At 36.1% G+C, this 24,777-nt stretch carries 25 protein-coding genes; 22 read left to right on the plus strand and 3 right to left on the minus strand.

The features are described from left to right. Positions 1-68 precede the first annotated feature (68 nt). The 11 genes from ACVRZD_RS02745 to rfbB all read left to right on the plus strand — a co-directional run bounded on the left by ACVRZD_RS02745 (position 69) and on the right by rfbB (position 8,944). Entirely contained in the window at positions 69-587 is a 519-nt protein-coding gene (locus ACVRZD_RS02745; RefSeq protein WP_037626065.1) for an adenine phosphoribosyltransferase, read from the plus strand. A gap of 65 nt (positions 588-652) precedes the next feature. Beyond that, positions 653-1,336 carry a DnaD domain-containing protein gene (locus tag ACVRZD_RS02750; protein WP_037626068.1) on the plus strand — a complete coding sequence of 228 codons (684 nt, stop codon included), beginning with the start codon at positions 653-655 and terminating at the stop codon, positions 1,334-1,336. Then, on the plus strand, positions 1,333-1,980 hold the full coding sequence (gene nth, locus ACVRZD_RS02755) for an endonuclease III (protein ID WP_037626069.1): 648 nt from the start codon (positions 1,333-1,335) through the stop codon (positions 1,978-1,980). Before ACVRZD_RS02750 ends, nth begins: the two co-directional genes overlap by 4 nt. A gap of 166 nt (positions 1,981-2,146) precedes the next feature. After that, the gene (locus ACVRZD_RS02760) at positions 2,147-2,800 is read left to right on the plus strand and encodes a CPBP family intramembrane glutamic endopeptidase (protein ID WP_037626071.1); all 654 of its coding nucleotides are present in this window, start codon (positions 2,147-2,149) and stop codon (positions 2,798-2,800) included. Between the two features lie 137 nt (positions 2,801-2,937). Further along, positions 2,938-3,621: a tRNA (adenine(22)-N(1))-methyltransferase gene (locus ACVRZD_RS02765; RefSeq protein ID WP_037626073.1), complete on the plus strand. Its 684-nt coding sequence runs from the start codon at positions 2,938-2,940 to the stop codon at positions 3,619-3,621. Beyond that, positions 3,611-4,399 (plus strand): Nif3-like dinuclear metal center hexameric protein, encoded by a 789-nt coding sequence (locus ACVRZD_RS02770; protein ID WP_037626075.1) that lies wholly within the window; start codon positions 3,611-3,613, stop codon positions 4,397-4,399. The genes ACVRZD_RS02765 and ACVRZD_RS02770 overlap by 11 nt, the downstream gene beginning before the upstream one ends. Before the next feature lie 14 nt (positions 4,400-4,413). Continuing rightward, the gene (locus tag ACVRZD_RS02775) at positions 4,414-5,235 is read left to right on the plus strand and encodes a ZIP family metal transporter (protein WP_447450243.1); all 822 of its coding nucleotides are present in this window, start codon (positions 4,414-4,416) and stop codon (positions 5,233-5,235) included. 5 nt (positions 5,236-5,240) lie between these two features. Then, positions 5,241-6,365 (plus strand): NAD(P)/FAD-dependent oxidoreductase, encoded by a 1,125-nt coding sequence (locus tag ACVRZD_RS02780; protein WP_037626077.1) that lies wholly within the window; start codon positions 5,241-5,243, stop codon positions 6,363-6,365. Between the two features lie 47 nt (positions 6,366-6,412). Further along, positions 6,413-7,282: a glucose-1-phosphate thymidylyltransferase RfbA gene (rfbA, locus tag ACVRZD_RS02785; protein ID WP_037626079.1), complete on the plus strand. Its 870-nt coding sequence runs from the start codon at positions 6,413-6,415 to the stop codon at positions 7,280-7,282. Beyond that, the gene (locus tag ACVRZD_RS02790; protein ID WP_037626081.1) at positions 7,282-7,875 is read left to right on the plus strand and encodes a dTDP-4-dehydrorhamnose 3,5-epimerase family protein; all 594 of its coding nucleotides are present in this window, start codon (positions 7,282-7,284) and stop codon (positions 7,873-7,875) included. The genes rfbA and ACVRZD_RS02790 overlap by 1 nt, the downstream gene beginning before the upstream one ends. A gap of 22 nt (positions 7,876-7,897) precedes the next feature. Further along, entirely contained in the window at positions 7,898-8,944 is a 1,047-nt protein-coding gene (rfbB, locus tag ACVRZD_RS02795; protein WP_037626082.1) for a dTDP-glucose 4,6-dehydratase, read from the plus strand. Here the strand turns inward: rfbB and ACVRZD_RS02800 are convergent. Both ACVRZD_RS02800 and ACVRZD_RS02805 read right to left on the minus strand, forming a co-directional pair. Continuing rightward, entirely contained in the window at positions 8,914-9,192 is a 279-nt protein-coding gene (locus tag ACVRZD_RS02800; protein WP_037626084.1) for a hypothetical protein, read from the minus strand. The genes rfbB and ACVRZD_RS02800 overlap by 31 nt on opposite strands. A gap of 63 nt (positions 9,193-9,255) precedes the next feature. Continuing rightward, positions 9,256-10,266, minus strand: coding sequence for a lactonase family protein (locus ACVRZD_RS02805; RefSeq protein WP_037626085.1), 1,011 nt, complete (start codon positions 10,264-10,266; stop codon positions 9,256-9,258). A 257-nt stretch (positions 10,267-10,523) separates the two neighbouring features. On the opposite strand from ACVRZD_RS02805, the gene ACVRZD_RS02810 reads away from it, so the two are divergent. From ACVRZD_RS02810 to ACVRZD_RS02820, 3 genes are read left to right on the plus strand one after another with little or no spacing between them, the layout of a single operon-like run. After that, positions 10,524-11,012: an NUDIX hydrolase gene (locus ACVRZD_RS02810; protein ID WP_037626086.1), complete on the plus strand. Its 489-nt coding sequence runs from the start codon at positions 10,524-10,526 to the stop codon at positions 11,010-11,012. Between the two features lie 15 nt (positions 11,013-11,027). After that, positions 11,028-12,209 (plus strand): AI-2E family transporter, encoded by a 1,182-nt coding sequence (locus tag ACVRZD_RS02815; protein WP_037626088.1) that lies wholly within the window; start codon positions 11,028-11,030, stop codon positions 12,207-12,209. Continuing rightward, entirely contained in the window at positions 12,199-13,431 is a 1,233-nt protein-coding gene (locus tag ACVRZD_RS02820) for a tetratricopeptide repeat protein (protein WP_037626090.1), read from the plus strand. Before ACVRZD_RS02815 ends, ACVRZD_RS02820 begins: the two co-directional genes overlap by 11 nt. 66 nt (positions 13,432-13,497) lie before the next feature. On the opposite strand, the gene ACVRZD_RS02825 is transcribed toward ACVRZD_RS02820, so the two are convergent. Further along, positions 13,498-15,153: an Rqc2 family fibronectin-binding protein gene (locus tag ACVRZD_RS02825; protein WP_037626092.1), complete on the minus strand. Its 1,656-nt coding sequence runs from the start codon at positions 15,151-15,153 to the stop codon at positions 13,498-13,500. Positions 15,154-15,470: 317 nt separating this feature from the next. On the opposite strand from ACVRZD_RS02825, the gene trpX reads away from it, so the two are divergent. The 8 genes from trpX (at position 15,471) to ACVRZD_RS02865 (ending at position 24,765) form a co-directional block, all read left to right on the plus strand. Continuing rightward, complete coding sequence (trpX, locus tag ACVRZD_RS02830) at positions 15,471-16,469, plus strand: tryptophan ABC transporter substrate-binding protein (protein WP_037626094.1); 999 nt, start codon at positions 15,471-15,473, stop codon at positions 16,467-16,469. A 12-nt stretch (positions 16,470-16,481) separates the two neighbouring features. Continuing rightward, a complete protein-coding gene (locus ACVRZD_RS02835) occupies positions 16,482-17,351 on the plus strand; it encodes an ABC transporter permease (protein ID WP_037626095.1) in 870 nt (289 codons plus the stop codon). Continuing rightward, positions 17,348-18,109: an ABC transporter ATP-binding protein gene (locus ACVRZD_RS02840; protein ID WP_037626097.1), complete on the plus strand. Its 762-nt coding sequence runs from the start codon at positions 17,348-17,350 to the stop codon at positions 18,107-18,109. Before ACVRZD_RS02835 ends, ACVRZD_RS02840 begins: the two co-directional genes overlap by 4 nt. A 179-nt stretch (positions 18,110-18,288) precedes the next feature. Further along, positions 18,289-19,950 (plus strand): ribonuclease J, encoded by a 1,662-nt coding sequence (locus ACVRZD_RS02845; RefSeq protein WP_037626099.1) that lies wholly within the window; start codon positions 18,289-18,291, stop codon positions 19,948-19,950. Between the two features lie 115 nt (positions 19,951-20,065). After that, positions 20,066-20,851: an alpha/beta hydrolase gene (locus ACVRZD_RS02850; RefSeq protein ID WP_037626101.1), complete on the plus strand. Its 786-nt coding sequence runs from the start codon at positions 20,066-20,068 to the stop codon at positions 20,849-20,851. 29 nt (positions 20,852-20,880) lie between these two features. After that, the gene (locus ACVRZD_RS02855) at positions 20,881-21,606 is read left to right on the plus strand and encodes a M57 family metalloprotease (protein WP_037626102.1); all 726 of its coding nucleotides are present in this window, start codon (positions 20,881-20,883) and stop codon (positions 21,604-21,606) included. Positions 21,607-21,669: 63 nt separating this feature from the next. Next, positions 21,670-23,580, plus strand: coding sequence for an ABC-F family ATP-binding cassette domain-containing protein (locus ACVRZD_RS02860; protein ID WP_447450244.1), 1,911 nt, complete (start codon positions 21,670-21,672; stop codon positions 23,578-23,580). A 216-nt stretch (positions 23,581-23,796) separates the two neighbouring features. Continuing rightward, a complete protein-coding gene (locus ACVRZD_RS02865) occupies positions 23,797-24,765 on the plus strand; it encodes a thiamine pyrophosphate-dependent dehydrogenase E1 component subunit alpha (RefSeq protein ID WP_037626105.1) in 969 nt (322 codons plus the stop codon). Positions 24,766-24,777: the final 12 nt, after the last annotated feature.

Below are 24,777 nucleotides of genomic sequence, written 5' to 3' on the forward strand. Positions count from 1 at the left end.
TTTTTTTAATGGTATAATGAAGAGTATTTTATTGTTGGCTTAGACCACTAGAAAGATTTTTATTTATTATGGAATTAACAAATTTTATTGCGTCAATTGACAATTATCCTAAAGAAGGCATTACATTCAGAGATATTTCCCCTTTAATGGCAGATGGCAAAGCTTATAGCTATGCTATCCGTGAAATTGCTCAATATGCGTGTGATAAAGATATTGACATGATTGTTGGACCTGAAGCTAGAGGCTTTATTATCGGATGTCCTGTTGCTGTTGAACTAGGTATTGGATTTGCACCTGTTCGTAAACCAGGTAAACTACCACGAGAAGTTGTCTCTGCTGACTATGAAAAAGAGTACGGTTTAGATACATTAACAATGCATTCAGATGCTATTAAACCTGGGCAACGCGTTTTGATTGTTGATGATTTACTTGCAACAGGGGGAACTGTTAAAGCAACGATTGACATGATTCAACAATTAGGTGGCGTTGTTGCAGGTTGCGCTTTTTTAATTGAGTTAGATGGCTTAAATGGTCGAGATGCTTTAGGTGATATCGACTACAAAGTACTAATGAATTTCCCTGGCTAATTCTATTAGATTTTAGAAAAAACTGATAGAAACTATGGCTATTGCTATAGCATGATAGAGGTATTATGAGTTTTTTAGAAAATTATAAGTCAGGCAATTTGGTGATTCCAAGTGCCTTACTTTTTCATTTTAATGCTATTTTTTCAGATACCAATGATTATTTGGTATGGCAATTTTTTTATTTGCAAAACACAACAAAAATGGATGACTTGGCACCTAGTCAAATTGCCAATGCAATTGGCAAAACAGTCGCAGAAGTTAATAAATCTATTTCAAATTTAACCAATCAGGAATTGTTGGATATGAAGACCATTAAGATTGCTGATGAGATTGAGATACTATTTGATGCCAGTCCTGCTTTAGAAAAGCTCGATCAACTTATGGCAACCAAAAATAATGACCTTAGTGAAGAGATAACTAATTCTAATCAATACAAACAACTTGTCGATGAATTTGAAAGAGAATTAGGCCGCTTCTTAAGTCCTTTTGAATTAGAGGATTTAGAAAAAACCGTACACGAGGACCATACTGACCCAGCACTTATTAGGGAAGCTTTGAAGGAAGCTGTTTTTAATGGTAAAACGAATTGGAAATATATTCAAGCTATTCTCCGTAATTGGCGCAAAGAGGGTATCATTAACTTACATCAGGTAGAAGAGAAAAAAAGAGAACGTGATGATCGCTCTCAATCAAATGTTGTTGTTCCAGAAGACTTTTTATCTGCTATGAATCTTTGGAGTGATCAATGAGGATCGGGAAAGCACGTTTAAAAGTAGTACTTGATATTATTGCAAAGATGTTTCCAGAGGCTAAGGGAGAATTGGATTGGGAAACCCCGTTTCAATTGCTGATAGCTGTTATTTTGTCTGCTCAGACAACGGATAAAGCAGTTAATAAGATAACACCTATGTTATGGGCAAAATATCCTGAAATAGAAGATTTAGCTGTAGCAAACTTAAGTGATGTTGAAAATTGTTTACGAACAATTGGTTTGTATAAAAATAAAGCAAGGAATATCATTAAAACTGCTCAGGCTATTCTTGATCAATTTGAGGGACAAGTACCTAAAAGCCATCTTGAATTAGAGACCCTTCCAGGTGTTGGACGTAAAACTGCAAATGTTGTTTTAGGTGAAGTTTATGGCATTCCATCAATTGCGGTAGATACGCATGTCGCTAGGGTGTCAAAGCGGCTGAATATCTCTGCGCCTGATGCAGACGTTAAGCAAATCGAAAAAGATTTAATGGCCAAAATTCCTAAGAAGAATTGGGTAGTTACGCATCATCGTCTGATTTTTTTTGGTCGATATCATTGCCTTGCCAAAAATCCCAAGTGTGCCACCTGTCCACTACAGTCTTACTGTGTTTATTATAAGGAAAGTAAAAATGCTTAGTGTTCTAGGTGTTCGGTTTGAAGTGGTATAGGGAAATGGGATTTGTCTATGGTCTGAACACTTAGTATTTTAAGCGTTTTCTTTTTTATGTTTTTGTTTTTCTTCTTGAATAATTAAGATTCTAATGTTATGATTAATTTAAATCTAATATTTATGGAGTATTTTAATGAAATTCTTGAGAAGATTTTTATTAATCATCTTATTACTATTTGTTTATGGCTTGTTAAGCGATGTTATGTCTATATTCTTAGGGGGAAATTATAAATTTCAAAGTTCATTTGAATTTAGTATAATTGAACAGATAATTCTAATGTTTGTGGCAGTTTTTTCTACCTTAGTTATTCTCATTTTATTGAAGAAATTTATCCTACATTATCAATTTGAAATAAATTGGAAAAAAAAAGATATTATCGTTTTCTTTGTTGCTTTGCTGATAATGGAAATTATAGGTCATGGGGGACTTTTTTTACTGAACTATTTAAAGATTGGGACAACGCTTAATCAAGATTTACTTGAACAAATGTTTGGATCATTTAACTTTTTTATAACGCTAATCATCATTGGAGTTTGTGGTCCGATTTGTGAAGAAGTCATCTTTAGAGCTGGTATTATTTATTATCTTTTTGAAGATTTTCCTTTTTTAGGGTTTATCTTTAGTGTTATTGTTTTCACAGTCTTACAACTCCCGTCAAATGTTGTATCGCTAGTGATGTATGGAGGTGTAGGATTAGTGCTTTCGCTTATTTATTATAAGACAAAGCGTTTAGATTTAGTCATTGCGCTTCACCTTGTTTATAATATCAGTATGTGTCTGACTTAATTTTAGAATGTATTAAGATGAACTAATAGGTTCTATGCAACTTTTGAGGTGTAAAGAATAATGGTATAGGCTATTATTCTTTTTTTCTATTTTTGTTATAATAGGAAAGGATTAAGAAAAGAAAGTATGAGTATTAAATGGACAATTTATCACAACGATTGACGCTTGTCGCAAATTTTATTCCCAAAGGAAGTAAACTATTGGATGTAGGAAGCGATCATGCTTATTTACCAATTTATCTTGTAAAAACGGGAGTGATTACATCTGCAATTGCTGGTGAGGTTGTAAAAGGACCTTTTGAATCGGCTCAGAAAAATGTTACCCAAGAATTATTGGCGGACAAAATTGATGTTCGTTTAGCAAATGGCTTAGCAGCCTTTGATGAAACAGACAAGGTTACAGCTATTAGTATCTGTGGAATGGGCGGACGCTTAATTGCTGAGATTCTTGAAGCTGGTAAAGACAAATTAGCTACAGTTGAAACCTTGGTTTTACAGCCTAATAACCGCGAAGATGATTTAAGACGTTGGCTGACAAAGAATGATTTCGTGATTACTGCAGAAAAAGTCATGTCTGAAAATGATAAGTTTTATGAAATCATTCTTGCGCAGCATGGTCACCGTGAATTATCACTGAAGGAAACCCGCTTTGGACCTATTTTAGGTCAGGAAAAATCAGTCCTGTTTAAAGCCAAGTGGCAAAGAGAACTAGATAAATTATCCTATGCTTTGTCCTGTATTCCTGAGGATAATCTGCTAAATCGCTCGGCTATCTCCCAAAGAATAGACCTAATAAAGGAGATGATTGAAGATGAAAATTAGTCACGTCATTGAAAAGTATGAAGCTTTTTGTCCGACGCAGTTATCAATGCCTGGGGATGTTTTTGGCTTACAAATTGGTAGTTTGGATAATGAAGTGTCAACTATTATGGTTACTTTAGATGTTCGCGAAGAGACAGTTAGAGAAGCTATTACAAAAGGTGTCGATCTTATTATTACAAAACATGCGCCCATTTTTAAAGGGGTTAAGGACTTAGTTGCTTCGCCGCAAAGGGATATTCTCTTGGACTTGGTTAAACATGACATCTCTGTTTATGTTAGCCATACCAATATTGATGTTCTTAGTGGTGGGCTAAATGATTGGTTTTGTGAGATGCTCGAAATTACGGATACAAGCTATCTTAGTCAGGTTGGTGATGGGTTTGGTATCGGTCGGATTGGTAACATTGAACCACAACCTTTTGAAACCTTTGCTCAGCGTGTGAAGGAAGTTTTTGGTTTAGATACTGTTCGTTTAATTCGTTATGGTGATGTCAACCCAATTATTTCTAAGGTAGCAATTTGTGGTGGTAGTGGTGATGACTTTTACAAAGATGCTCTTTCTAAGGGGGCAGACTTGTATGTAACTGGAGATATCTATTACCATACAGCTCAAGAAATGCTAACAGAAGGTCTATTAGCAATTGATCCGGGACATCATATTGAAGCCTTATTTATTTCAAAGATGAGTCATATACTAGAAGAATGGAAAATGGAAGAAGAGTGGCCTGTGACGGTTTTAGCTAGTCAAAGCTCAACTAATCCATTTCATTATTTATAGAAAAGGAGTTTATTATGGATTGGATTGCTAAACAAGACATTGTCTTGTTAGCTTTTTTGGCAGGACTCTTTACTTGGGCATGCACTATCTTTGGTGCAGCAATTGTTTTTTTCTTTAAAACCATTAGTCGACGACTCTTAGATAGTATGATGGGGTTTGCGGCCGGTGTTATGATTGCGGCCTCTTTTTGGTCGTTGCTAGCGCCTTCAATCGAGTTTGCAAAAACTACATACGGAAGCTATGCTTGGATACCAGCAGCTACGGGGTTTTTACTAGGTGGTTTATTTTTAAGGGGGATTGATGCTCTTGTACCTCATTTACATTTGAATAAAGATGTATCTGAAATGGAAGGTATGGCATCTGGACGAAAGTTATCTAAGACGGCCTTGCTTTTTTTAGCCATTACGATTCACAATATCCCAGAAGGACTTGCCGTTGGAGTTACTTTTGGTGCTTTGGCGCAAGGTGATTTTTCAAAAGCTGCGCTACTTGGTGCAATAAGTTTAGCGATAGGTATAGGGATTCAAAATATTCCAGAAGGTGCAGCATTGTCAATTCCGATTCGTGCGGATGGGAAATCTCGAGCGATCGCATTTTATTGGGGCTCAATGTCTGCTATCGTTGAACCAATTGGTGCAGTACTTGGCGCGGCTTTAGTCCTGAAAATGTTACCTATCTTACCCTATGCGCTCTCATTTGCAGCCGGTGCTATGATTTTTGTTGTTGTAGAAGAATTAATACCTGAATCACAAACCAATGGTAATACTGACATAGCTACATTAGGGCTCATGCTTGGTTTTATGATAATGATGGTTTTAGATGTGGCATTGGGGTAAGTGACATGATAAAAAAGAAAAAAGTAGCTATTGTAGGTGCAGGAATAGTAGGATCGACTGCCGCTTATTATTTAAGTAAGGATATGAATTGTCAAGTGACAATTTTCGATTATGGGAAAGGGCAAGCGACCAAAGCTGCTGCTGGTATTATTAGCCCTTGGTTCTCCAAAAGAAGAAATAAGGCATGGTATCATTTGGCAAAATCAGGTGCGGATTTTTACCAGATACTAATCAAGGACTTAGAAAAAGATCGGGTTGATACCAGTTTTTATCAAAAAAATGGTGTCCTTCTTTTAAAGAGGAATGAAGAGAAGTTAGAAGAATTAGTCACTTTAGCAGAATCGAGAAAAGAAACTGCCCTGCTAATTGGAGATTTAGCAATATTATCAAAAAAACAGGTTAATGCACTATTTCCAGGCTTACAGAACTTTCAAGAGCTTTTGTTTGCATCTGGAGGTGCACGAGTTGACGGTGCTCAATTGTGTCAAACCTTAATTGAAACGTCAGGATTTGAATTAGTCTCCAAAAAAGTAACTTTATCCTTTGAGCGAGATAAGTTTGTGATTGATGGCCAGTTATTTGATCGCGTTATTCTAGCCTGTGGTGCTTGGTTGGGAGAAATTCTTGATCCTTTAGGATACCAAGTGGATGTTAAACCACAAAAAGGTCAGCTAATTGATTATCATTTTGAGCATTTAAAAACGGATGATTTTCCAGTAGTCATGCCTGAGGGTGAAATTGACATTATCCCTTTCAATGGAGGGAAGATATCTGTTGGAGCAAGCCATGAAAATGATAAAGGATTTGATTTGTCAGTGGATGAGAGAGTTGTGGATGAACTAGACGCATCAGCTATTGCCTACTACCCTCAATTGGGCGCAGCAATCAAGAAAAAAGTAAGGGTTGGGACTAGAGCCTATAGTAGTGATTTTTTACCCTTTTTTGGAGAAGTGACTGACAGAAAAGGTCTTTTTGCTGCGAGTGGCCTTGGTTCTTCTGGTCTAACAGTAGGTGCCTTAGTTGGTAAGGAATTGGCTGCTATGGTTCTGAACAAGGAATTGTTTTTAAATCCGGAGGACTATCCTATTGCCTCATATATTTCCAAACGTGACAGTTACCCTAAAAAATGATAAAATAATAGGGATTTATACAAATACAATTATATAGGAGTTATTCAATGAAAGGTATTATACTTGCCGGTGGCTCAGGAACACGTTTATATCCATTAACCCGTGCAGCATCTAAACAATTGATGCCAATTTATGACAAACCAATGATTTATTACCCACTCTCTACTTTAATGTTAGCAGGCATTAAAGATATTTTAATTATTTCAACACCACAAGACTTACCACGTTTTGAAGAATTGTTAGGAAGTGGCGCAGAATTCGGAATTAATTTATCTTATGCTGAACAGCCTAGTCCAGATGGATTGGCACAAGCCTTTATCATTGGTGAGGAATTCATCGGCGATGATCATGTAGCCTTGATTTTAGGAGATAATATTTATCATGGGAATGGCTTAACCAAAATGCTTCAAAATGCTGCAACAAAAGAAAAAGGAGCAACCGTTTTTGGCTATCAAGTTAAAGATCCAGAACGCTTTGGTGTTGTAGAATTTGATGAAAACATGAATGCTATTTCTATCGAAGAAAAACCAGAGAAACCTAAATCAAACTTTGCTGTAACCGGACTTTATTTTTATGACAATGATGTTGTTGAAATTGCAAAAAATATTAAACCAAGTCCTCGTGGTGAGCTTGAAATTACCGATGTTAATAAAGCGTATTTGGAACGTGGTGATTTATCGGTTGAATTAATGGGACGTGGCTTTGCATGGTTAGATACAGGTACACATGAAAGTCTATTAGAAGCAGCGCAGTACATTGAAACTGTTCAACGCTTACAAAATGCACAAGTTGCTAATTTGGAAGAAATTGCTTACCGCATGGGCTATATCACAAAAGACCAAGTTTCTGAATTGGCACAGCCATTGAAGAAAAATGAATATGGTCAATATTTACTAAGATTGATTGGAGAAGCTTAATGTCTGAAACCTTTTTTGGAAAAACACTCGCAGCTAAGCCGATTGAAGTTATTCCTGGTTTAATCGAATTTGATATTCCGGTTCATGGAGACAATCGTGGCTGGTTTAAAGAAAATTTTCAAAAGGAAAAAATGCTTCCTTTAGGTTTTCCTGAAAGCTTTTTTGCTGAGGGAAAATTACAAAATAATGTCAGTTTCTCACGAAAAAATGTTTTACGTGGATTACATGCTGAACCATGGGATAAATATATTTCTGTTGCAGATGATGGCAAGGTTTTAGGATCTTGGGTTGATTTGCGTAATGGCGACACTTTTGGTAATGTTTATCAAACCGTTATTGATGCTTCTAAAGGAATTTTTGTTCCGCGTGGCGTTGCAAATGGCTTCCAAGTATTATCAGACAAAGTGTCTTATAGTTATCTTGTCAATGATTATTGGGCTTTAGAATTAAAACCAAAATATGCCTTTGTAAACTATGCTGATCCTGCTCTAGGGATCAAGTGGGAAAATTTAGACCAAGCAGAAGTTTCAGAAGCAGATAAAAATCATCCAATGCTTGAAAGTGTGACACCTTTGAAAGCAGAAGATTTATAAAATATTGAATTAAGGAAAAATCATGTCAGAATACAAAAATATTATAGTTACAGGTGGAGCTGGATTTATTGGCTCAAACTTTGTTCACTACGTTTATAACAATCATCCTGATGTTCATGTAACTGTTTTAGATAAGTTAACATATGCAGGAAATCGTGCTAACATTGAAGAAATTCTTGGTGATCGCGTAGAATTAGTTGTTGGCGACATCGCTGATGCAGTTTTAGTTGACCAATTAGCAGCAAAAGCAGATGCTATTGTACACTATGCCGCTGAAAGCCACAATGATAATTCACTTAATGATCCAAGTCCATTTATCCATACTAACTTCATTGGAACTTATACACTATTGGAAGCAGCACGTAAATATAATATTCGTTTCCACCATGTTTCAACTGATGAGGTATACGGAGACCTTCCCTTACGTGAAGATTTACCTGGTCATGGTGAAGGCGAAGGTGAAAAATTTACAGCTGAAACGAAATATAACCCTTCTTCACCTTATTCTTCAACAAAAGCAGCTTCCGACTTGATTGTTAAAGCTTGGGTTCGTTCATTTGGAGTTCAAGCAACTATTTCAAACTGCTCAAACAACTATGGACCATACCAACATATTGAGAAGTTTATTCCACGTCAAATTACAAATATCTTGTCAGGTATTAAACCTAAACTATATGGTGAAGGGAAAAATGTTCGTGACTGGATCCATACTAATGACCATTCAACAGGTGTGTGGGCAATTCTTACTAAAGGTCAAATTGGTGAAACTTACTTAATTGGTGCTGATGGTGAGAAAAATAATAAAGAAGTTTTAGAGTTGATTCTTGCAAAAATGGGTCAAGCACCAGATGCTTATGATCATGTGACTGATCGTGCTGGTCATGACTTACGTTATGCTATCGATTCAAGAAAATTACGTGATGAACTCGGTTGGGTTCCAGAATTTACCAATTTTGAATCTGGTTTAGAAGAGACTATTAACTGGTATAAAGAGCATGAAGAGTGGTGGAAGGCTGAAAAGGAAGCAGTAGAAGCTAACTATGCTAAAACACAAGAGATTATTAAATAATAATGTAGCGCCATACTTTTCGAAATGAAGACATCTGAGATGTCTTCATTTTTAATATATTTAAGACAAGAATAGATTAGAATGATGTTTAAGATGTGGTGAATCATGGACAGAAAAAAGGGCACAAAAAAGAGAGTGGGACAGATACCCATGCGGACTTTGTTTTCATTGATAAAATCAGTTGCGTCTGATAAATCTTTGTTTGCGATTAATTCTTTTACTTCTTCAAAAAGTTCTTGTGCTTTCATGAGACTACATCTTCTGTTTAGTTGTCTTTGTTTAACCATACCTAGGGATTATAAGCAATTAATTTAGCCTTCAATGACACAAACTGATTCAGGTATAAGAAAATCGTTGGCTATCAGTTGTAAGTGACCTGTTGATGGATTTCTGGCAAATATACTAATATTGTCTGATTCTTGGTGGGGAATAATGAGATGTTTTTGATTATCTGTTAAAATGAAGTCCCTCGGTGTATGGCCTTGACTAGGGACAATTTCTAGTAAATCTAGTTGTCCGTCTTTTCTGATCGTATAAACAGCAATCGAATGATGTCCACGGTTACTAGCATATAAGTTTTTGCCATCTTTACTAATTCGTATAGCAGCAGTAGCATTAAATCCTTGATAGTCCATAGGTAATGTACTGATCGTTTGGAGTTTTTCAAAATGGCCTAATCCGTTATAAATAAGCACTTCAACACTAGAATTTAACTCACAAATTAAGTAGGCAATTTTTTCGGTTGGGTGAAAAACCAGGTGTCGAGCACCAGCACCTGGCTCTGCTTGATAATTAGCAATTTTCTTTAATGTAAAATCACCTAGAACTTCATATGTAGTGACGGAATCTGTCCCTAAGTCACAAGTTACCAAATAGTTATCAGAGGTTAGACCAACATAGTGGGCGTGAGCTGATTCTTGATTAGGGTGTGGACCTGCTCCTTCTAATTGAACAGTATCTTTTAGGGTTACGCTACCTGTCTGATCAATTTGATGGAGACTTATCTGGCCATTATGATAATTAGCGCCATAGACAAGCTGTCTTTTTTCGTCAATTGCTATATGGCAAAGGGATGTTCCTTGAATTAGTGCCGAATTAATGAGTTGCCCGTGTTTATTTAGAGCAACTATCCCCCCATTTTCGTTATCATTAGTAGTGACATAGAAATTTTCCGCAAGAGATTTAGCAATGTAGGTTGAGTTTTTTAGTTTTGCTAATAAGTTAAGATTAGCCAATTGTCCACTTTCTTGATCATAATCGGCTTGATAAATTCCTTGCGATTGTCGCTTCGTGTAGGTACCAAAATAAATAGGTTTAGGCATAGGTTTCCTCCAATTTCTAATGAAATTATAGCATAAATTAGGCAAAATGGAGAAGGTGAAATGGGGAAAGAAGGATTTTTCAAAATTTTTAATGCCACTCATAATTGTAACTGATGATTTGATAGCAGTTACTATCCTTGACATGAATACAGGTAATAGATAGGCTGTAGTAAAGATAATTAGGAAAAATCCTAGTGATTGATAGCAATATTTTGTTAGACTGGTATAATAGATACATATAGAAAAGGAAGGCAATAATGACACAACTTGCGACAATTTGTTATATAGATAATGGAGATTCTTTGCTATTATTACATCGTAATAAAAAAGAAAATGATGTTCATGAAGGAAAGTGGATATCAGTAGGTGGTAAAATTGAACCTAGCGAAAGTCCAGATGAGTGTGCTATTCGTGAAATCTACGAAGAAACCCACTTAAAGGTGAAAAAAATGGACTTTAAAGGGGTAATTACATTTCCAGAATTCACACCAGGACAGGATTGGTATACCTATGTTTTCAAAGTGACAGAGTTTGAAGGCCAATTGATTTCAGATCAGGATTCTCGAGAAGGTACTTTAGAATGGGTTCCTTATGATCAAGTTTTGACTAAGCCTACATGGGAAGGTGATTATGAGATTTTTAGATGGATTTTAGAGGATAAGCCGTTTTTCTCAGCTAAATTTACTTATGATGATAAAAATAACTTGATTGATCAATCAGTGACTTTCTATGGACAAGAAAAATGAGGTAATAAAAGATAAATGAATAAAAAAAATAATTCACAATTTTCAGAGAGCTGGTTTTACAAATGGGTTTTAAATAATCAAGCCTTAAGTGCACTTGTTGTAATCCTAATATTTTTATTGACGATTTTAGTTTTTACTAAGGTTTCATTCTTATTTAAACCAATTCTATCGTTTCTGACGATTTTGATGCTACCGTTGGTGATATCAACTATTTTATACTACTTAACGAAACCATTAGTCGATTTAATTGAGAGTTTGGGACCAAATCGAACGACTTCCATCTCCATTGTTTTTGGTTTGATTATTTGTATTTTAGTTTGGGCCTTTTCTGGACTCATTCCTATGATTAGTCATCAAACAACCACTTTTCTTCATGACTTACCTAAGTATGTGGGAACTGTTAACGAAGAAGCAACTAAAATTGTAGAAAACAAGTGGTTAATTAATTATCAAACAGAGCTTCAAGATATTCTAACAAATGTCACTAAAAAAGCCTTAGATTATGCCCAAAGCTTCTCAAAACATGCTATTGATTGGGTTGGGAATTTTGCAGGTGCGATAGCCCGGATTACCATTTCAATCATCATTACACCATTTATCCTCTTTTATTTCCTAAGAGATAGTGGCAAAATGAAAGATGGTTTAGTAGAGACACTTCCAACTAACTTGAGAATCCCTATCTCACGTGTGCTAGGAGATATTAATAAGCAGCTATCAGGCTATGTTCAAGGTCAAGTAATTGTTGCAATTACTGTAGGTATTATGTTTAGTGTCATGTTTAGTATTGTCGGTTTAAAATATTCGATAACATTCGGTATTGCAGCAGGCTTTTTAAATATGATTCCTTATTTAGGGTCTTTTTTAGCTATGGTACCTGTGGTTATTATGGCTTTGGTACAAGGACCGCTCATGTTGGTTAAAGTTCTCATCATTTTTACTATTGAGCAAACAATAGAAGGTCGATTTGTTGCACCTTTAGTATTAGGGAATAAGCTAAATATTCATCCAATTACTATCATGTTTTTGTTATTAACAGCGGGAGCCATGCTTGGTGTTTGGGGTGTCTTTTTAGTTATTCCTATTTACGCGTCACTTAAAGTTGTAGTCAAAGAATTATTTGCTTGGTATAAAGGAGTAAGTAGTCTTTACATAGATAAAAAAATTATTGTTGAGGAGAAGCCAGACCATGCAGAATAGTGAGAAAATGATTGCCTCTCTAGATCAACAAGATTTAGCTCATGCTGAAAAATACTTTGAACGGGCACTTAAAACGGACGAAGATGAAACCCTGTTAGCTTTGGGAGACTATTTAGAAAGTATTGGTTTTTTACCACATGCTAAACGTATTTACTTAAAATTAAAAGATAAGTTCCCAGAAGTCAATCTTAATTTAGCACAGATTGTAGCTGAAGATAATTTGATTGAGGAAGCCTTTCTTTATTTAGATAATATCGATCAAGATAGTCCATACTATGTTAATGCTTTACTTGTTATGGCTGATTTATATGATATGGAAGGCTTGACAGATGTTGCACGAGAAAAGCTACTTGAGGCCAGTCAACTGAATCCAGACCCACTGATTATTTTTGGACTGGCAGAAATAGAGTTGGATTTAAAACACTATAATCAAGCCATTGCTTTATATGCAAAATTGGATAATCGTCAGATTTTAGAAGATACAGGTGTTTCGACTTATCAACGAATTGGACGAGCCTATGCTTGTCTTGGCAAGTTTGAAGCAGCCATTGAGTTTTTAGAAAAAACAGTTGAAATAGAGTATGAAGATGACAGTCTGTTTGAACTGGCTACACTTTTATATGATCAAGGTGAGTATCAAAAAGCTAATCTTTATTTTAAACAATTAGAAACATTAAATCCTGATTTTGTGGGATACGAATACATCTATGCTCAAAGCTTGCATGCGGAGCATAAAACAGATCAGGCACTTCGTTTAATTCAACAAGCACTTCGAAAAAATGAATTTGATTCGCAACTATTGTTGTTGGCCTCACAATTTGCTTTTGAAATGCATGATATGAGCAGTGCAGAAAACTATCTTTTGAAAGCAAAAGAAATCAGTGTGGATAATGATGAGATTTTGATGAGACTATCTAATCTTTACATTGATGCGCAGCGATTTACAGAAGTAATTGCATTAAATCTTGAAGCGTCAGACAATGTCCTCAGTAAATGGAATTTGGCAAAAGCGTTGCAAGGTTTGGATAGAGAAGAAGAGGCGTTTTATCTCTATCAACAGTTGGAAGTGGATTTATTAGGAAATCCGGAATTTTTAGGAGACTATGCTTTTATTTTAAGAGAATTTGGTCAAAGTCAAAAAGCAAAAGACATGGTTGAACTGTACTTGAAATTAATTCCAGACGATTTAAATATGCAACTCTTCTTAAGTGAGTTAGAGTAATCTTAGAGTAAATAGAATACTATTTTAAAAACAACATATAAAAAAACTGAACTTTGGGTTCAGTTTTTAGTTTAATTTCATTTTTTCAATTTTTTCCTGACTTGGAGTAACCCGTAATGTCTTTTGACCTGTATAAGTAACAAATCCAGGCTTGGCACCAGAAGGTTTATGTAATTTTTTGGCTTCAATCATGTCGACCTGAACCAAGTTCGATAAGCGACCTTTTGAATAGAATGCCGCTAATTCAGCAGCATCAGTTTTGACTTCGTCGCTAGGGTCTAAATTATCCTTGATAATAACATGGCTACCTGGAATGTCTTTGGCATGGAACCATAACTCGCCTTTTTTGGCCATTTTGAAGGTTAATTCTTCATTTTGCAGATTATTTCGACCAACCATGATAATTGTTTTGCCGTCACGGGCTAAATATTGTTCCGGCTTTTTGCGCTTGTGGCGTTTATCAACTGATCGGCGTTTCATAAAGCCGGCTTCAACGAGTTCTTCACGAATGTCAGTAATTTCATCAATTGTTGCTTGCGATAAGTTGTAATCGACACTCTCAAAATAGGCAATACTTTGCTTGGTTTCATCAATGAGCGTACTTAAGTGTTTTACTGCTTCCTTTAGTTTCTGATATTTTTTGAAATAGCGTTGCGCATTTTGATTTGGAGTGAGGGCAAGATCGAGAGCAATGGTAATAGGCTGACCAGTATAATAGTTATCTAAAGTTACACTTGCTTTGTTATTTGGAACTAGTGCTAAATAGGTTGTCAGTAACTCGCCTTTTTGTCTGAACTCTTCGGCATTTTCTGTTGCGATTAATTCAGCTTCTTGCTTAGCTAACTTTTTGATATTTTTCTCTAGCTCAGACTGGACACGATGTAAAAGGTCGCTTGCTTGTTGTGTAATGCGGTCTTTCTCAGCCTTATCCTGATAGTAATAATCTAAAAGTTGAGACAGTCTTGAAAATTTTTCTAATCTTGAATCTGTGAATGCAATGGCAGAGAAGGATTTTTCTGTTAATGTTGGTTTTACTGGTTTATTAAAAAATGCTCTAAAATTATCGAGTTTATCAGTCTTTAAACAGGCAGACAACTGACTGGCTGTATCTCGTCCCAAACCTTGAAATAGTCTTTGCAACGATTTGGGTGATAAGTCCTCAGTTTGAAGAATTTCAAATAGGTCAATGTCAGATAGTGTAAAAGGGTTCTTTGCTTCAGTTTTTGGTGGCTGAATATAGGTTGATCCTGGCAAAATTGTTCGATAGGAATTTTGTGAAAACCCCACGTGCTTGATTGATTCGATAATCCTATCTTCAGTTCGATCAATTAAGATGATATTACTGTGTTTACCCATTATTTCAATGATCAAAGTTGCCTTGATCGCATCTCCGATTTCATTCTTATTTGAAACCCCAATTTCAATGATGCGATCGTTGTCATCTTGTTTTAAGGTCTCAATAACAGCGCCTTGAAGGTATTTACGCATAATCATCGTAAAGGTATTAGGTGTCTGGGGATTTTGGAAATCATTTTGAGTTACTTGGATGCGCCCAAAGACGGGGTGGGCTGAAATCAGTAATTTATAATTTTGTCGATTGTTTCTGATAGTTAGAACTAATTCACTTTGAAAAGGTTGGTTAACCTTTTGAATGCGACCATTTAAGAGATCCTCATTTAGTTCTTGTGTTAAGTGATGTAAGAAAAAGCCGTCAAATGACATGGTTTCTCCCTTCTGTTTTTCTAATCTCCTAATTATAACATAAGTTATATGTTGAAAATAATAAGAAGAAAGACTTGCAATTTCCTGGATTTAAGATATAATGTAAAAAAAACATGAGAGGTAGTCCGAGATGATGAACATAATGAAAATTTCTAATTGGCAAAGCTGGCATAGGTAAAGTTGTGTTTATGGTTTGGCATAGATACGGCTTTTAGAGGTACTCTAAAAAACTATCTGTGCGCGAGTCTTGACTATCAAAAAAGCGCTTAGTATAACTTACTATGCGCTTTTTCTTTTTATCTCACGAAAGGTTACTTATGAAAAATAAAAATTTAATGGCTACATTACTAATTCTGGTCATAATGGTTTGTTCAGCTCTGCTATTAGAAAAGCCAAAAGGCGCTAATCAATTTCTAGACAAAAAGGTTGTCCGTGTTGGTATCTTGCAGCTACTTACCCACGAAGCTCTAGATCAAATAGAAAAAGGGATTGAGGATGAATTAGGAAAATCAAATAGTTCAAAGGTTAAGATTCAAATCAAATTGATGAATGCTCAAGGAGACCAAAGCAAGATACAAACAATGAGTCAACAATTAGCTGGTGGAGCTAGTGATATTTTAGTTGGAATAGCTACACCGGCTGCACAAGGTCTTGCGGCAGCGACTAAAGATATTCCAGTTGTTATGTCAGCAATTTCAGATCCAGTCGGAGCTAAGTTGGTATCAAACCTGAAAAAGCCTGAAGGGAATGTGACTGGCTTATCAAATAGAGTGCCAGTGAAGCAGACGGTTGACTTAATTAAACAGCTAACGCCGACTGTTAAAACAATTGGTATTCTTTATGCAAGTAATGAGGATAATTCGATTTCTCAAGTAAATGACTTCAAAGCTATTGCACAGTCAAAAGGTTACACTGTTAAAACCTATGCTGTACCGTCAACTAATGAGGTCTCATCAACCATGTCAGCTATGGCTGGGAAAGTAGATGCTTTATTTATTCCACAGGATAATACAATTGCTTCAGCATTTGCAACAGTTGTATCGTCAGCTAATGCTGCGACTTTACCAATCTATTCTAGTGTGGACACAATGGTTAAAGATGGTAGCGTAGCTTCTATTTCACAAAGTCAGTATCAGTTAGGTGTTGAAACTGCAAAGCAAGTGAAGGAGTTGATTGCTGGTAAAAAGGTTTCCCAAGTGCCGGTGACAATTGTCGATACAGGTAAACCTGTTCTTAATTTGAAAGCAGCAAAAGCTCTAGGCATATCTGTTCCAGACGATTTAAAGAAAGAATCAGATATTTTAGTGAAAGAATAGAAAGGAAAAAATATGATTATTTCATCCGTATCACAAGGCCTCCTATGGGGAATTCTCGGTTTAGGGATTTACCTTACTTTTAGAATCTTAAATTTTCCAGATATGACGACTGAAGGTTCCTTTCCTTTGGGAGGTGCCGTTGCTGTCACTGTTATGAATCAGGGATATCATCCAATGTTAGCAGTTAGCTTAGGAATGCTTGCAGGCGCATTAGCTGGTCTAGTAACTGGGCTTTTATACACAAAAGGTAAAATTCCAACTATTCTCGCTGGAATCTTGGTTATGACTTCGTGTAATTCGATTATGTTAATGGTTATGAAGCGTGCTAATTTAGGCCTTCATAATCTTAAAAGATTGCAAGATTATTTACCATTTAGGCCGGACATTAATCTTCTCTTGATGGGGTTGCTTGCAGTAATTCTTGTCATTTCAGTCTTGATTTATTTTCTTTATACAGATTTAGGACAAGCTTATATTGCAACTGGAGACAACCGCGAAATGGCTAAAAGTTTTGGTATTAAAACTGACCGTATGGAAGTGATGGGACTAGTTGTCTCGAATGCATTAATTGCTTTGGCAGGTTCATTGGTGAGCCAGCAAGATGGCTATGCTGATGTTTCAAAGGGAATTGGTGTCATCGTTATTGGCTTAGCAAGTATTATAGTTGGTGAAGTTCTGTATTCGACAGGATTAACCTTACTGGAACGACTTATTGCTATTGTTGTTGGATCAATTTTATATCAATTTTTAATTGCGACAGTAATTGTTTTAGGTTTTAATACTAATTATTTAAAATTATTCAGTGCCATTGTTTTAGCCATCTGTTTGATGGTCCCAGTGATCAGACAAAAAATACTTAAGGGAGTGAGGTTAAGCAGATGAGTGAAAAAATTATTGAACTAATTGATGCCAGTCTTTTTGTAAACAATGGATTTGATGAGACCAAAACAATACTTGATAATGTTTCCTTGACCATTAACAAAGGTGATTTTATTACCATTTTGGGTGGTAACGGAGCTGGAAAATCAACTCTTTTTAACCTTATTGCAGGAACCTTACTCTTATCTAAAGGCCAAATCCGCATTTTAGGCCATGATGTGACACATTTAGGTGCAGAAAGACGAGCTACTTATTTGTCTCGTGTTTTCCAGGATCCTAAAATGGGGACAGCTCCACGCATGACTGTAGCAGAAAATCTATTGATTGCTGAAAAAAGAGGCGAAAAAAGACAACTGAGAAAACGTTCTTTAGTTCACAGAAGTCAGCACTATTTGTCTTTGTTAGCCAAGACGGGTAATGGTTTGGAAAATCATTTAGAAACGCCAACTGGATTATTGTCAGGCGGACAAAGACAAGCATTAAGTCTCTTGATGGCAACTATAAAACGACCAGATTTACTACTGTTAGACGAACATACTGCAGCACTAGATCCTAAAACTAGCAAGTCATTAATGGCTTTAACGAATCAATTTGTTGAAGAGGATCAGTTAACAGCCCTGATGATTACCCACCACATGGAAGATGCGCTGACTTATGGCAATCGTTTAATTGTGATGAAAGATGGAAAGATTATTCAAGACTTAGACTCGTCAGAAAAGGCTAAGATGGTAATCACGGATTATTATCAACTTTTCGAATAGAATGAATTGCTAAGACCAGGTTGGTCTTAGTTTTTAAATTGTTGAAAGTAGGGTAGTGATTTTCAAGTATATTTTCTTCTTTTATGGTATACTATAAGGGAGTGTAGCTAAGCTACAAAGCAGTAAATCGACTTACAAGTTAAGGACCGTATGTAATAATTATTAAAAAGAGGAGTATCATGAGTGATATTAAAATAATCGCCTTAGGTGGAGTTCGTGAGTATGGTAAGAACTTCTATTTGGTGGAAGTCAATGAGTCAATGTTCATTTTAGATGCTGGTATTAAATATCCAGAAAATGAACAATTAGGTGTGGATTTAGTTATTCCTAATTTAGATTATGTTATCGAAAACAAAGAAAAAGTTCAAGGGGTCTTTTTAACCCATGGGCATGCTGACGCAATAGGGGCATTACCTTACTTGTTGTCAGAAGTCTCAGTGCCTGTTTTTGGCTCAGAATTGACTATTGAACTAGCCAAGTTATTTGTTAAAAATAATAACAATACAAGGAAATTTAACAATTTCCATGTTGTCGATAGTAATACCGAAATTGAATTTAAAGATGGTTTAGTATCTTTCTTTAAAACAACGCACTCAATTCCAGAAAGTTTAGGAATTGTGATTGGAACCGATCAAGGTAATATTGTCTACACAGGAGACTTTAAGTTTGACCCTGCCGCACGTAAATTTTATGAAACAGACCTTGGAAGACTGGCAGAAATTGGTAAAGAAGGAGTTCTAGCCTTATTAGCTGATTCAGCAAATGCGACAAGCAATATTCAAATTGCAAGTGAGTCTGAAGTTGGCGAAGAAATGGCAACTGTCATTGGTGATGCAGATGGTCGTGTTATTGTGGCAGCAGTTGCTTCAAACTTAGTTCGTATTCAACAGGTGTTAGATGCTGCTGTTGCACATGGTCGTCGTGTTGTTTTGACGGGAACAGATGTTGAAAACATTGTACGTACAGCCATTCGTTTGAAAAAATTAATGATTGTTGACGAGCGCCTTTTAATCAAGCCCAAAGACATGCATAAATTTGAAGACCATGAGTTGGTTATTTTAGAGGCTGGTCGAATGGGTGAGCCGATTAACAGTTTACAAAAAATGGCTGTTGGTCGTCACCGCTATGTACAAATCAAAGATGGCGACTTAGTATATATTGTTACAACGCCTAATGTCTCAAAAGAAGCCATGATGGCGCGTGTTGAAAACCTTGTTTATAAAGCAGGTGGCAGTGTCAAATTGATTACCCAAAACCTACGTGTATCCGGCCATGCTAATGGGCGCGATTTGCAACTTTTAATCAATTTAATGAAACCTAAGTATCTTTTCCCTGTTCAAGGAGAGTACCGAGACCTAGCTGCTCATGCCATTGTAGCCCAAGAAGTTGGCATATTCCCAGAAAATATTTATATCATGAAACGTGGGGATATCATGGTCTTGAATCAAGAGGGATTCCTTCATGAAGGTGGCGTCCCTGCAAGTGACGTCATGATAGATGGAAATGCTATTGGCGACGTTGGTAATATTGTTCTTAGGGATCGTAAAGTTCTCTCTGAAGATGGTATCTTTATCGTTGTCATTACTGTCAACAAAAAAGAAAAAATGATTGTATCAAAAGCAAAAGTTAACACACGCGGTTTTGTTTATGTTAAGAAGAGCCGAGATATTCTTCGTGAAAGTGCAGAACTTGTTAATACAACGGTCGGCAATTATTTATTAGAAGATAATTTTGACTGGGGAGAATTAAAGAGTTCTGTCAGAGATGAATTGTCTAGATTCTTATTTGAACAGACAAAGCGTCGACCTGCGATTCTTCCAGTTGTAATGGAAGTGAGATAATCATCAGGTATAGCGTCTAATAGTGCGCAAGCAGATTGAAAAATGAAAAAAAGAGGAAGACTGTGTTCAAAGGTCTATCCTCTTTCTCTATCTGAATACTACTAAAGGAGTAATTATGGCATCACTAATCATTGAATACAAATCTGAAGTTATGGAGATGGAAAGACATGTTAATGTTATTTACCCCGACCAATCTGAATTAGCAACTTCAGATCAAGGGGATACAGATATCCCAGTACTCTATCTCTTGCATGGGATGGGAGGCAATGAAAATTCGTGGATGAAACGGACAAATATCGAACGCCTTGTTCGACATACGAACCTGATTATTGTCATGCCATCAACTGATTTAGGCTGGTATACAGATACAGCATCTGGTCTGCCTTACTATAGGATGATCGCCGAGGAATTACCAAAGGTATTATCTAGTTTCTTTCCTAATATGACAACTAAACGTGAGAAAACCTTTATTGCTGGCCTTTCTATGGGTGGTTATGGTGCATTTAAGTTAGCATTGCTCAGTAAAAAATTCTCCTATTGTGCTTCCTTTTCAGGCGCTTTAGGCATACCAGAAAGAATTGAAAGTGAATTGGACGAGCAGACGTCGCGCTATTGGCAAGGGATATTTGGCCAAGAATCAGACAATAATTTGGAGACATTTTATTTGACGCATATGGTCAAAGGATTTGATTTTAAGACCAAATTCTATGCCTGGTGTGGGTATGAGGACTTTTTATTCAAAGCAAATGAAAAAGCTGTCGCGGAATTAAATGACTTAGGGTTAGGCATACACTATGACAAATCACATGGGAAGCATGAATGGTATTACTGGAATAAACAGCTAGAAGTTTTGTTAGAATGGCTCCCCATTCATTATGTTAAAGAAGAAAGGTTATCTTAAATCAAGCCGATTTCTAGATTATAGGAAAAATGAAGAAATTTTTAAAATTAATTTTATGGCTACCAATGACACTAATAAAATGGTTATTCCGTATCATTTGGGGATTTGTCCAAACTATTTTGTTACTAGCAATTGTTATTTTTGGTCTCATTTATTATTCGAATCATAGTGACTCAGTCCTGGCCAACAATATTTCTCGTATTACTAATCAAATTGTTTCTATTTTTGACGCCATTGACAATAATAAACAAAAATCAAGCACTGCTAGTAAGCATCAAGATAATGATCATATCAAGGATCATGAAAATAGTAGATGGGTTAAAAATGAAGCCAGCATATATATTAATGCGACTGACCCTGTCTTTATAAATGCCTACCACGCTGCAATTAATAATTGGAACAATACAGGTGCCTTTACTTTTGTTTTAACCCAAAATGCAAAAGCTGCAAATATCATTGCTGATCAAATGAATGACAGTAAGATCAATGCAGCAGGCTTAGCAAAAGTTGAGAGTAGGTCGTTAAATCAATACATTGACAATGCCAAAGTTTATTTGAATGCTTATTACTTATTGGATAAGTCTTATGGCTATCAAATGGATAGAATTGTTCATACTGCAGAACATGAACTTGGGCATGCCATCGGACTTGAGCATAAGGATACAGAAAACTCAGTAATGCAATCATCAGGTTCTTTTTTTGGAATTGAGCAAACTGATATCAATGAAGTGAATAACTTGTATCAAAGCAACTAAATCTTGGTCAGTTTGTCACTAAGAAATGTCCCATCTGGGGCATTTTTTTGATAGAATAGAGTTATGATAATTTTACAAGGTAACAAAATTGAACGCTCCTTCTCAGGAGATGTATTATTTAAAGGTATCAACATACAGGTTGATGAAAGAGACAGGATAGCTTTAGTTGGCCCAAATGGTGCTGGTAAATCGACACTATTAAAAATTCTAGTAGGAGAAGAATCGCCAACTAGTGGGGATATCATTAAGAAGAAGGATATGACTTTATCCTATCTTGCTCAGGATAGTCGTTTTGAATCAGAAAAGACTATTTACGCAGAAATGCTCAAAGTTTTCTCTGAACTCCGTAAAGATGAAGAGCGACTTAGACAAATGGAAGCAGATATGGCCAAGCTTTCAGCGGAGCAATTGGACAAAGTAATGCATGATTATGATACCTTGTCTGAGAGTTTTCGACAAAATCATGGCTTCACCTATGAATCAGAAATTAAAGCTATTTTAAATGGATTTAAGTTTGATGAGTCTATGTGGGATATGCCAATTTCAGCTCTTTCTGGCGGTCAAAATACACGTCTTGCTTTGGCAAAAATGCTCTTAGAAGGTCCAGATTTGTTGGTTCTTGATGAGCCGACCAATCATTTAGATATTGAGACAATAGCTTGGTTAGAAAACTATTTGGCTAATTATCAAGGGGCTTTGATCATTGTCAGTCACGACCGATATTTTTTAGATAAAGTTGCAACTGTCACGATGGATTTGAATAAGTTTTCATTAGATTCCTACCCAGGAAATTATTCTCAGTTTGTCGATTTGAAGGCTGAAAAATTAGCAACTGAACAAAAAAACTTTGATAAGCAACAAAAAGAAATTGCTAAATTGGAAGATTTTGTTCAGAAAAACATTGTCCGTGCGTCAACAACAAAACGGGCTCAAGCTAGACGCAAACAATTAGAAAAAATTGATCGACTAGATAAGCCATCTGCCTCAAAAAAATCGGCTCATATGACTTTTTACAGTGAGAAAGCTTCAGGAAATAAGGTTCTAACTATTGAACAGGCAGCTATCGGCTATGGTGATCAGATTCTTTCTGAACCAATTACCTTTGAAGTCAATAAGTTCGATGCAATTGCTATTGTAGGACCAAACGGCATAGGTAAGTCAACTTTAATAAAATCTTTAATTGGTCAACTCCCTTTTATCAAAGGGCAAATAAAGTACGGGGCAAATTTAGAGATTGGTTATTATGATCAAACCCAGTCTCGATTAACAGTCAACAATCGCGTTATTGATGAATTATGGAATGACTTTCCAAGGACCCCTGAAGTCGACATTCGAAACCGTCTGGGGGCATTCCTTTTTAGTGGTGATGATGTTAAAAAAACAGTGGGCATGTTATCTGGAGGTGAAAAAGCACGTCTATTGCTAGCCAAACTATCAATGGAAAATAATAATGTCTTGCTTTTAGATGAACCTACTAACCACTTGGATATTGATAGCAAAGAGGTTTTAGAGAATGCACTCATTGATTATGATGGCACCTTAGTCTTTGTTAGCCATGACCGTTATTTTATCAACCGCGTAGCAACAAAAGTATTAGAAATAGGGCAAGAAGGGTCGCAACTTTTTCTTGGTGATTACGATTATTATCTTGAGAAAAAAGCTGAGCTGGAGGAAATGGCATGCTTAGAGGCGCAGCCATTAGCCAAAGAGCGTCAAGAAGTTCAAAAAGTAACCGACTATCAGCTTCAAAAAGAAAGTCAAAAAGAGGTCCGCAAGTTACAGAGACGCTTGGCAGAAATTGAAGACTTGTTAGAATCCATTGAGGAACAAGTTGAACAGTTAGAAGAAAAAATGAGCTTAACCAATGTTACGGGTCAATTAATTGATATGCAAAATGAAATTGACCAACTAAATGAAAAGCAAGATGTACTTTTGACTGAATGGGAAAGCATTGGGCACCAGTTAGAATTGTAAGTACTATAAGTTGACCTAAAAAAGAGTTGCAGTGTCAGCTCTTTTTATCTGTATTATATAACAGTTATTCTATTTTACAACAAAAATGTTTGTGAATTCTCAAACTAAAAATAGCTAAAAATCCGATTATTAAAGGAAATCTAGTGATTCAATTTCTTGCATTTAACTATAAAAAAAGATATGATTAAAATGTAAATCAATATTTTGGAGGCCAAAATGGTAACAGTTTCGAAAGAAAAACATATGGATATGTTCCTAAAAATGGAACGTATTCGTGAATTTGACTCACGTATCAACAAACTTGTTCGTCGTGGATTTGTACAAGGGATGACTCACTTCTCTGTTGGTGAAGAAGCAGCAAACGTTGGTGCGGTTGCTCATTTGACTTACGATGATATTATCTTCTCAAATCACCGTGGACATGGTCAATCTATCGCTAAAGATATGGACTTAAACAAAATGATGGCTGAACTTGCTGGTAAAGCTACTGGTGTCTCAAAAGGGCGTGGTGGTTCAATGCATTTGGCTGACTTTGAAAAAGGTAACTATGGTACAAATGGTATCGTTGGTGGTGGCTATGCACTTGCAGTTGGTGCCGCTTTAACACAGCAATACAAAGGTACTAATAATATTGCAGTTGCTTTCTCAGGTGATGGTGCAACAAATGAAGGTTCTTTCCACGAGTCAGTTAATATGGCAGCGACTTGGAAATTACCAGTAATCTTCTTTGTTATCAATAACCGTTATGGTATTTCAATGAATATCAATAATGCAACAAATACTCCTCACTTATATACACGTGCAGAAGCATACGGAATTCCAGGATTCTACTGTGAAGATGGTAATGACGTTTTAGCTGTTTATGAAACAATGGGTAAAGCTGTAGACCATGTACGTGGTGGTAACGGACCTGCTATTGTCGAAGTTGAATCATACCGTTGGTTTGGTCATTCAACAGCCGATGCTGGTAAATATCGTACTAAAGAAGAAGTTGCATCATGGAAAGAAAAAGATCCAATGATCAAGTACAGAGCTTACCTTACAAAGGAAGGTATTGCAACTGATGAAGAATTGGATGCTATCCAAGCACAAGTTAAAAAAGAAGTTGATGATGCTTATGAATTTGCTCAAAACAGTCCAGATCCTGAGCTTTCAGTTGCATTTGAAGATGTTTGGGTTGACTAATCTCTTTAAACC

It is taken from the genome of Streptococcus hongkongensis (assembly GCF_053206145.1).

Bases quoted from the DNA above. Each gene is read 5' to 3' on its own strand.
- ACVRZD_RS02745 (WP_037626065.1), top strand. From the start codon at position 69: ATGGAATTAACAAATTTTATTGCGTCAATTGACAATTATCCTAAAGAA.
- ACVRZD_RS02750 (WP_037626068.1), top strand. From the start codon at position 653: ATGAGTTTTTTAGAAAATTATAAGTCAGGCAATTTGGTGATTCCAAGT.
- nth (WP_037626069.1), top strand. From the start codon at position 1,333: ATGAGGATCGGGAAAGCACGTTTAAAAGTAGTACTTGATATTATTGCA.
- ACVRZD_RS02760 (WP_037626071.1), top strand. From the start codon at position 2,147: ATGAAATTCTTGAGAAGATTTTTATTAATCATCTTATTACTATTTGTT.
- ACVRZD_RS02765 (WP_037626073.1), top strand. From the start codon at position 2,938: ATGGACAATTTATCACAACGATTGACGCTTGTCGCAAATTTTATTCCC.
- ACVRZD_RS02770 (WP_037626075.1), top strand. From the start codon at position 3,611: ATGAAAATTAGTCACGTCATTGAAAAGTATGAAGCTTTTTGTCCGACG.
- ACVRZD_RS02775 (WP_447450243.1), top strand. From the start codon at position 4,414: ATGGATTGGATTGCTAAACAAGACATTGTCTTGTTAGCTTTTTTGGCA.
- ACVRZD_RS02780 (WP_037626077.1), top strand. From the start codon at position 5,241: ATGATAAAAAAGAAAAAAGTAGCTATTGTAGGTGCAGGAATAGTAGGA.
- rfbA (WP_037626079.1), top strand. From the start codon at position 6,413: ATGAAAGGTATTATACTTGCCGGTGGCTCAGGAACACGTTTATATCCA.
- ACVRZD_RS02790 (WP_037626081.1), top strand. From the start codon at position 7,282: ATGTCTGAAACCTTTTTTGGAAAAACACTCGCAGCTAAGCCGATTGAA.
- rfbB (WP_037626082.1), top strand. From the start codon at position 7,898: ATGTCAGAATACAAAAATATTATAGTTACAGGTGGAGCTGGATTTATT.
- ACVRZD_RS02800 (WP_037626084.1), bottom strand. From the start codon at position 9,192: ATGAAAGCACAAGAACTTTTTGAAGAAGTAAAAGAATTAATCGCAAAC.
- ACVRZD_RS02805 (WP_037626085.1), bottom strand. From the start codon at position 10,266: ATGCCTAAACCTATTTATTTTGGTACCTACACGAAGCGACAATCGCAA.
- ACVRZD_RS02810 (WP_037626086.1), top strand. From the start codon at position 10,524: ATGACACAACTTGCGACAATTTGTTATATAGATAATGGAGATTCTTTG.
- ACVRZD_RS02815 (WP_037626088.1), top strand. From the start codon at position 11,028: ATGAATAAAAAAAATAATTCACAATTTTCAGAGAGCTGGTTTTACAAA.
- ACVRZD_RS02820 (WP_037626090.1), top strand. From the start codon at position 12,199: ATGCAGAATAGTGAGAAAATGATTGCCTCTCTAGATCAACAAGATTTA.
- ACVRZD_RS02825 (WP_037626092.1), bottom strand. From the start codon at position 15,153: ATGTCATTTGACGGCTTTTTCTTACATCACTTAACACAAGAACTAAAT.
- trpX (WP_037626094.1), top strand. From the start codon at position 15,471: ATGAAAAATAAAAATTTAATGGCTACATTACTAATTCTGGTCATAATG.
- ACVRZD_RS02835 (WP_037626095.1), top strand. From the start codon at position 16,482: ATGATTATTTCATCCGTATCACAAGGCCTCCTATGGGGAATTCTCGGT.
- ACVRZD_RS02840 (WP_037626097.1), top strand. From the start codon at position 17,348: ATGAGTGAAAAAATTATTGAACTAATTGATGCCAGTCTTTTTGTAAAC.
- ACVRZD_RS02845 (WP_037626099.1), top strand. From the start codon at position 18,289: ATGAGTGATATTAAAATAATCGCCTTAGGTGGAGTTCGTGAGTATGGT.
- ACVRZD_RS02850 (WP_037626101.1), top strand. From the start codon at position 20,066: ATGGCATCACTAATCATTGAATACAAATCTGAAGTTATGGAGATGGAA.
- ACVRZD_RS02855 (WP_037626102.1), top strand. From the start codon at position 20,881: ATGAAGAAATTTTTAAAATTAATTTTATGGCTACCAATGACACTAATA.
- ACVRZD_RS02860 (WP_447450244.1), top strand. From the start codon at position 21,670: ATGATAATTTTACAAGGTAACAAAATTGAACGCTCCTTCTCAGGAGAT.
- ACVRZD_RS02865 (WP_037626105.1), top strand. From the start codon at position 23,797: ATGGTAACAGTTTCGAAAGAAAAACATATGGATATGTTCCTAAAAATG.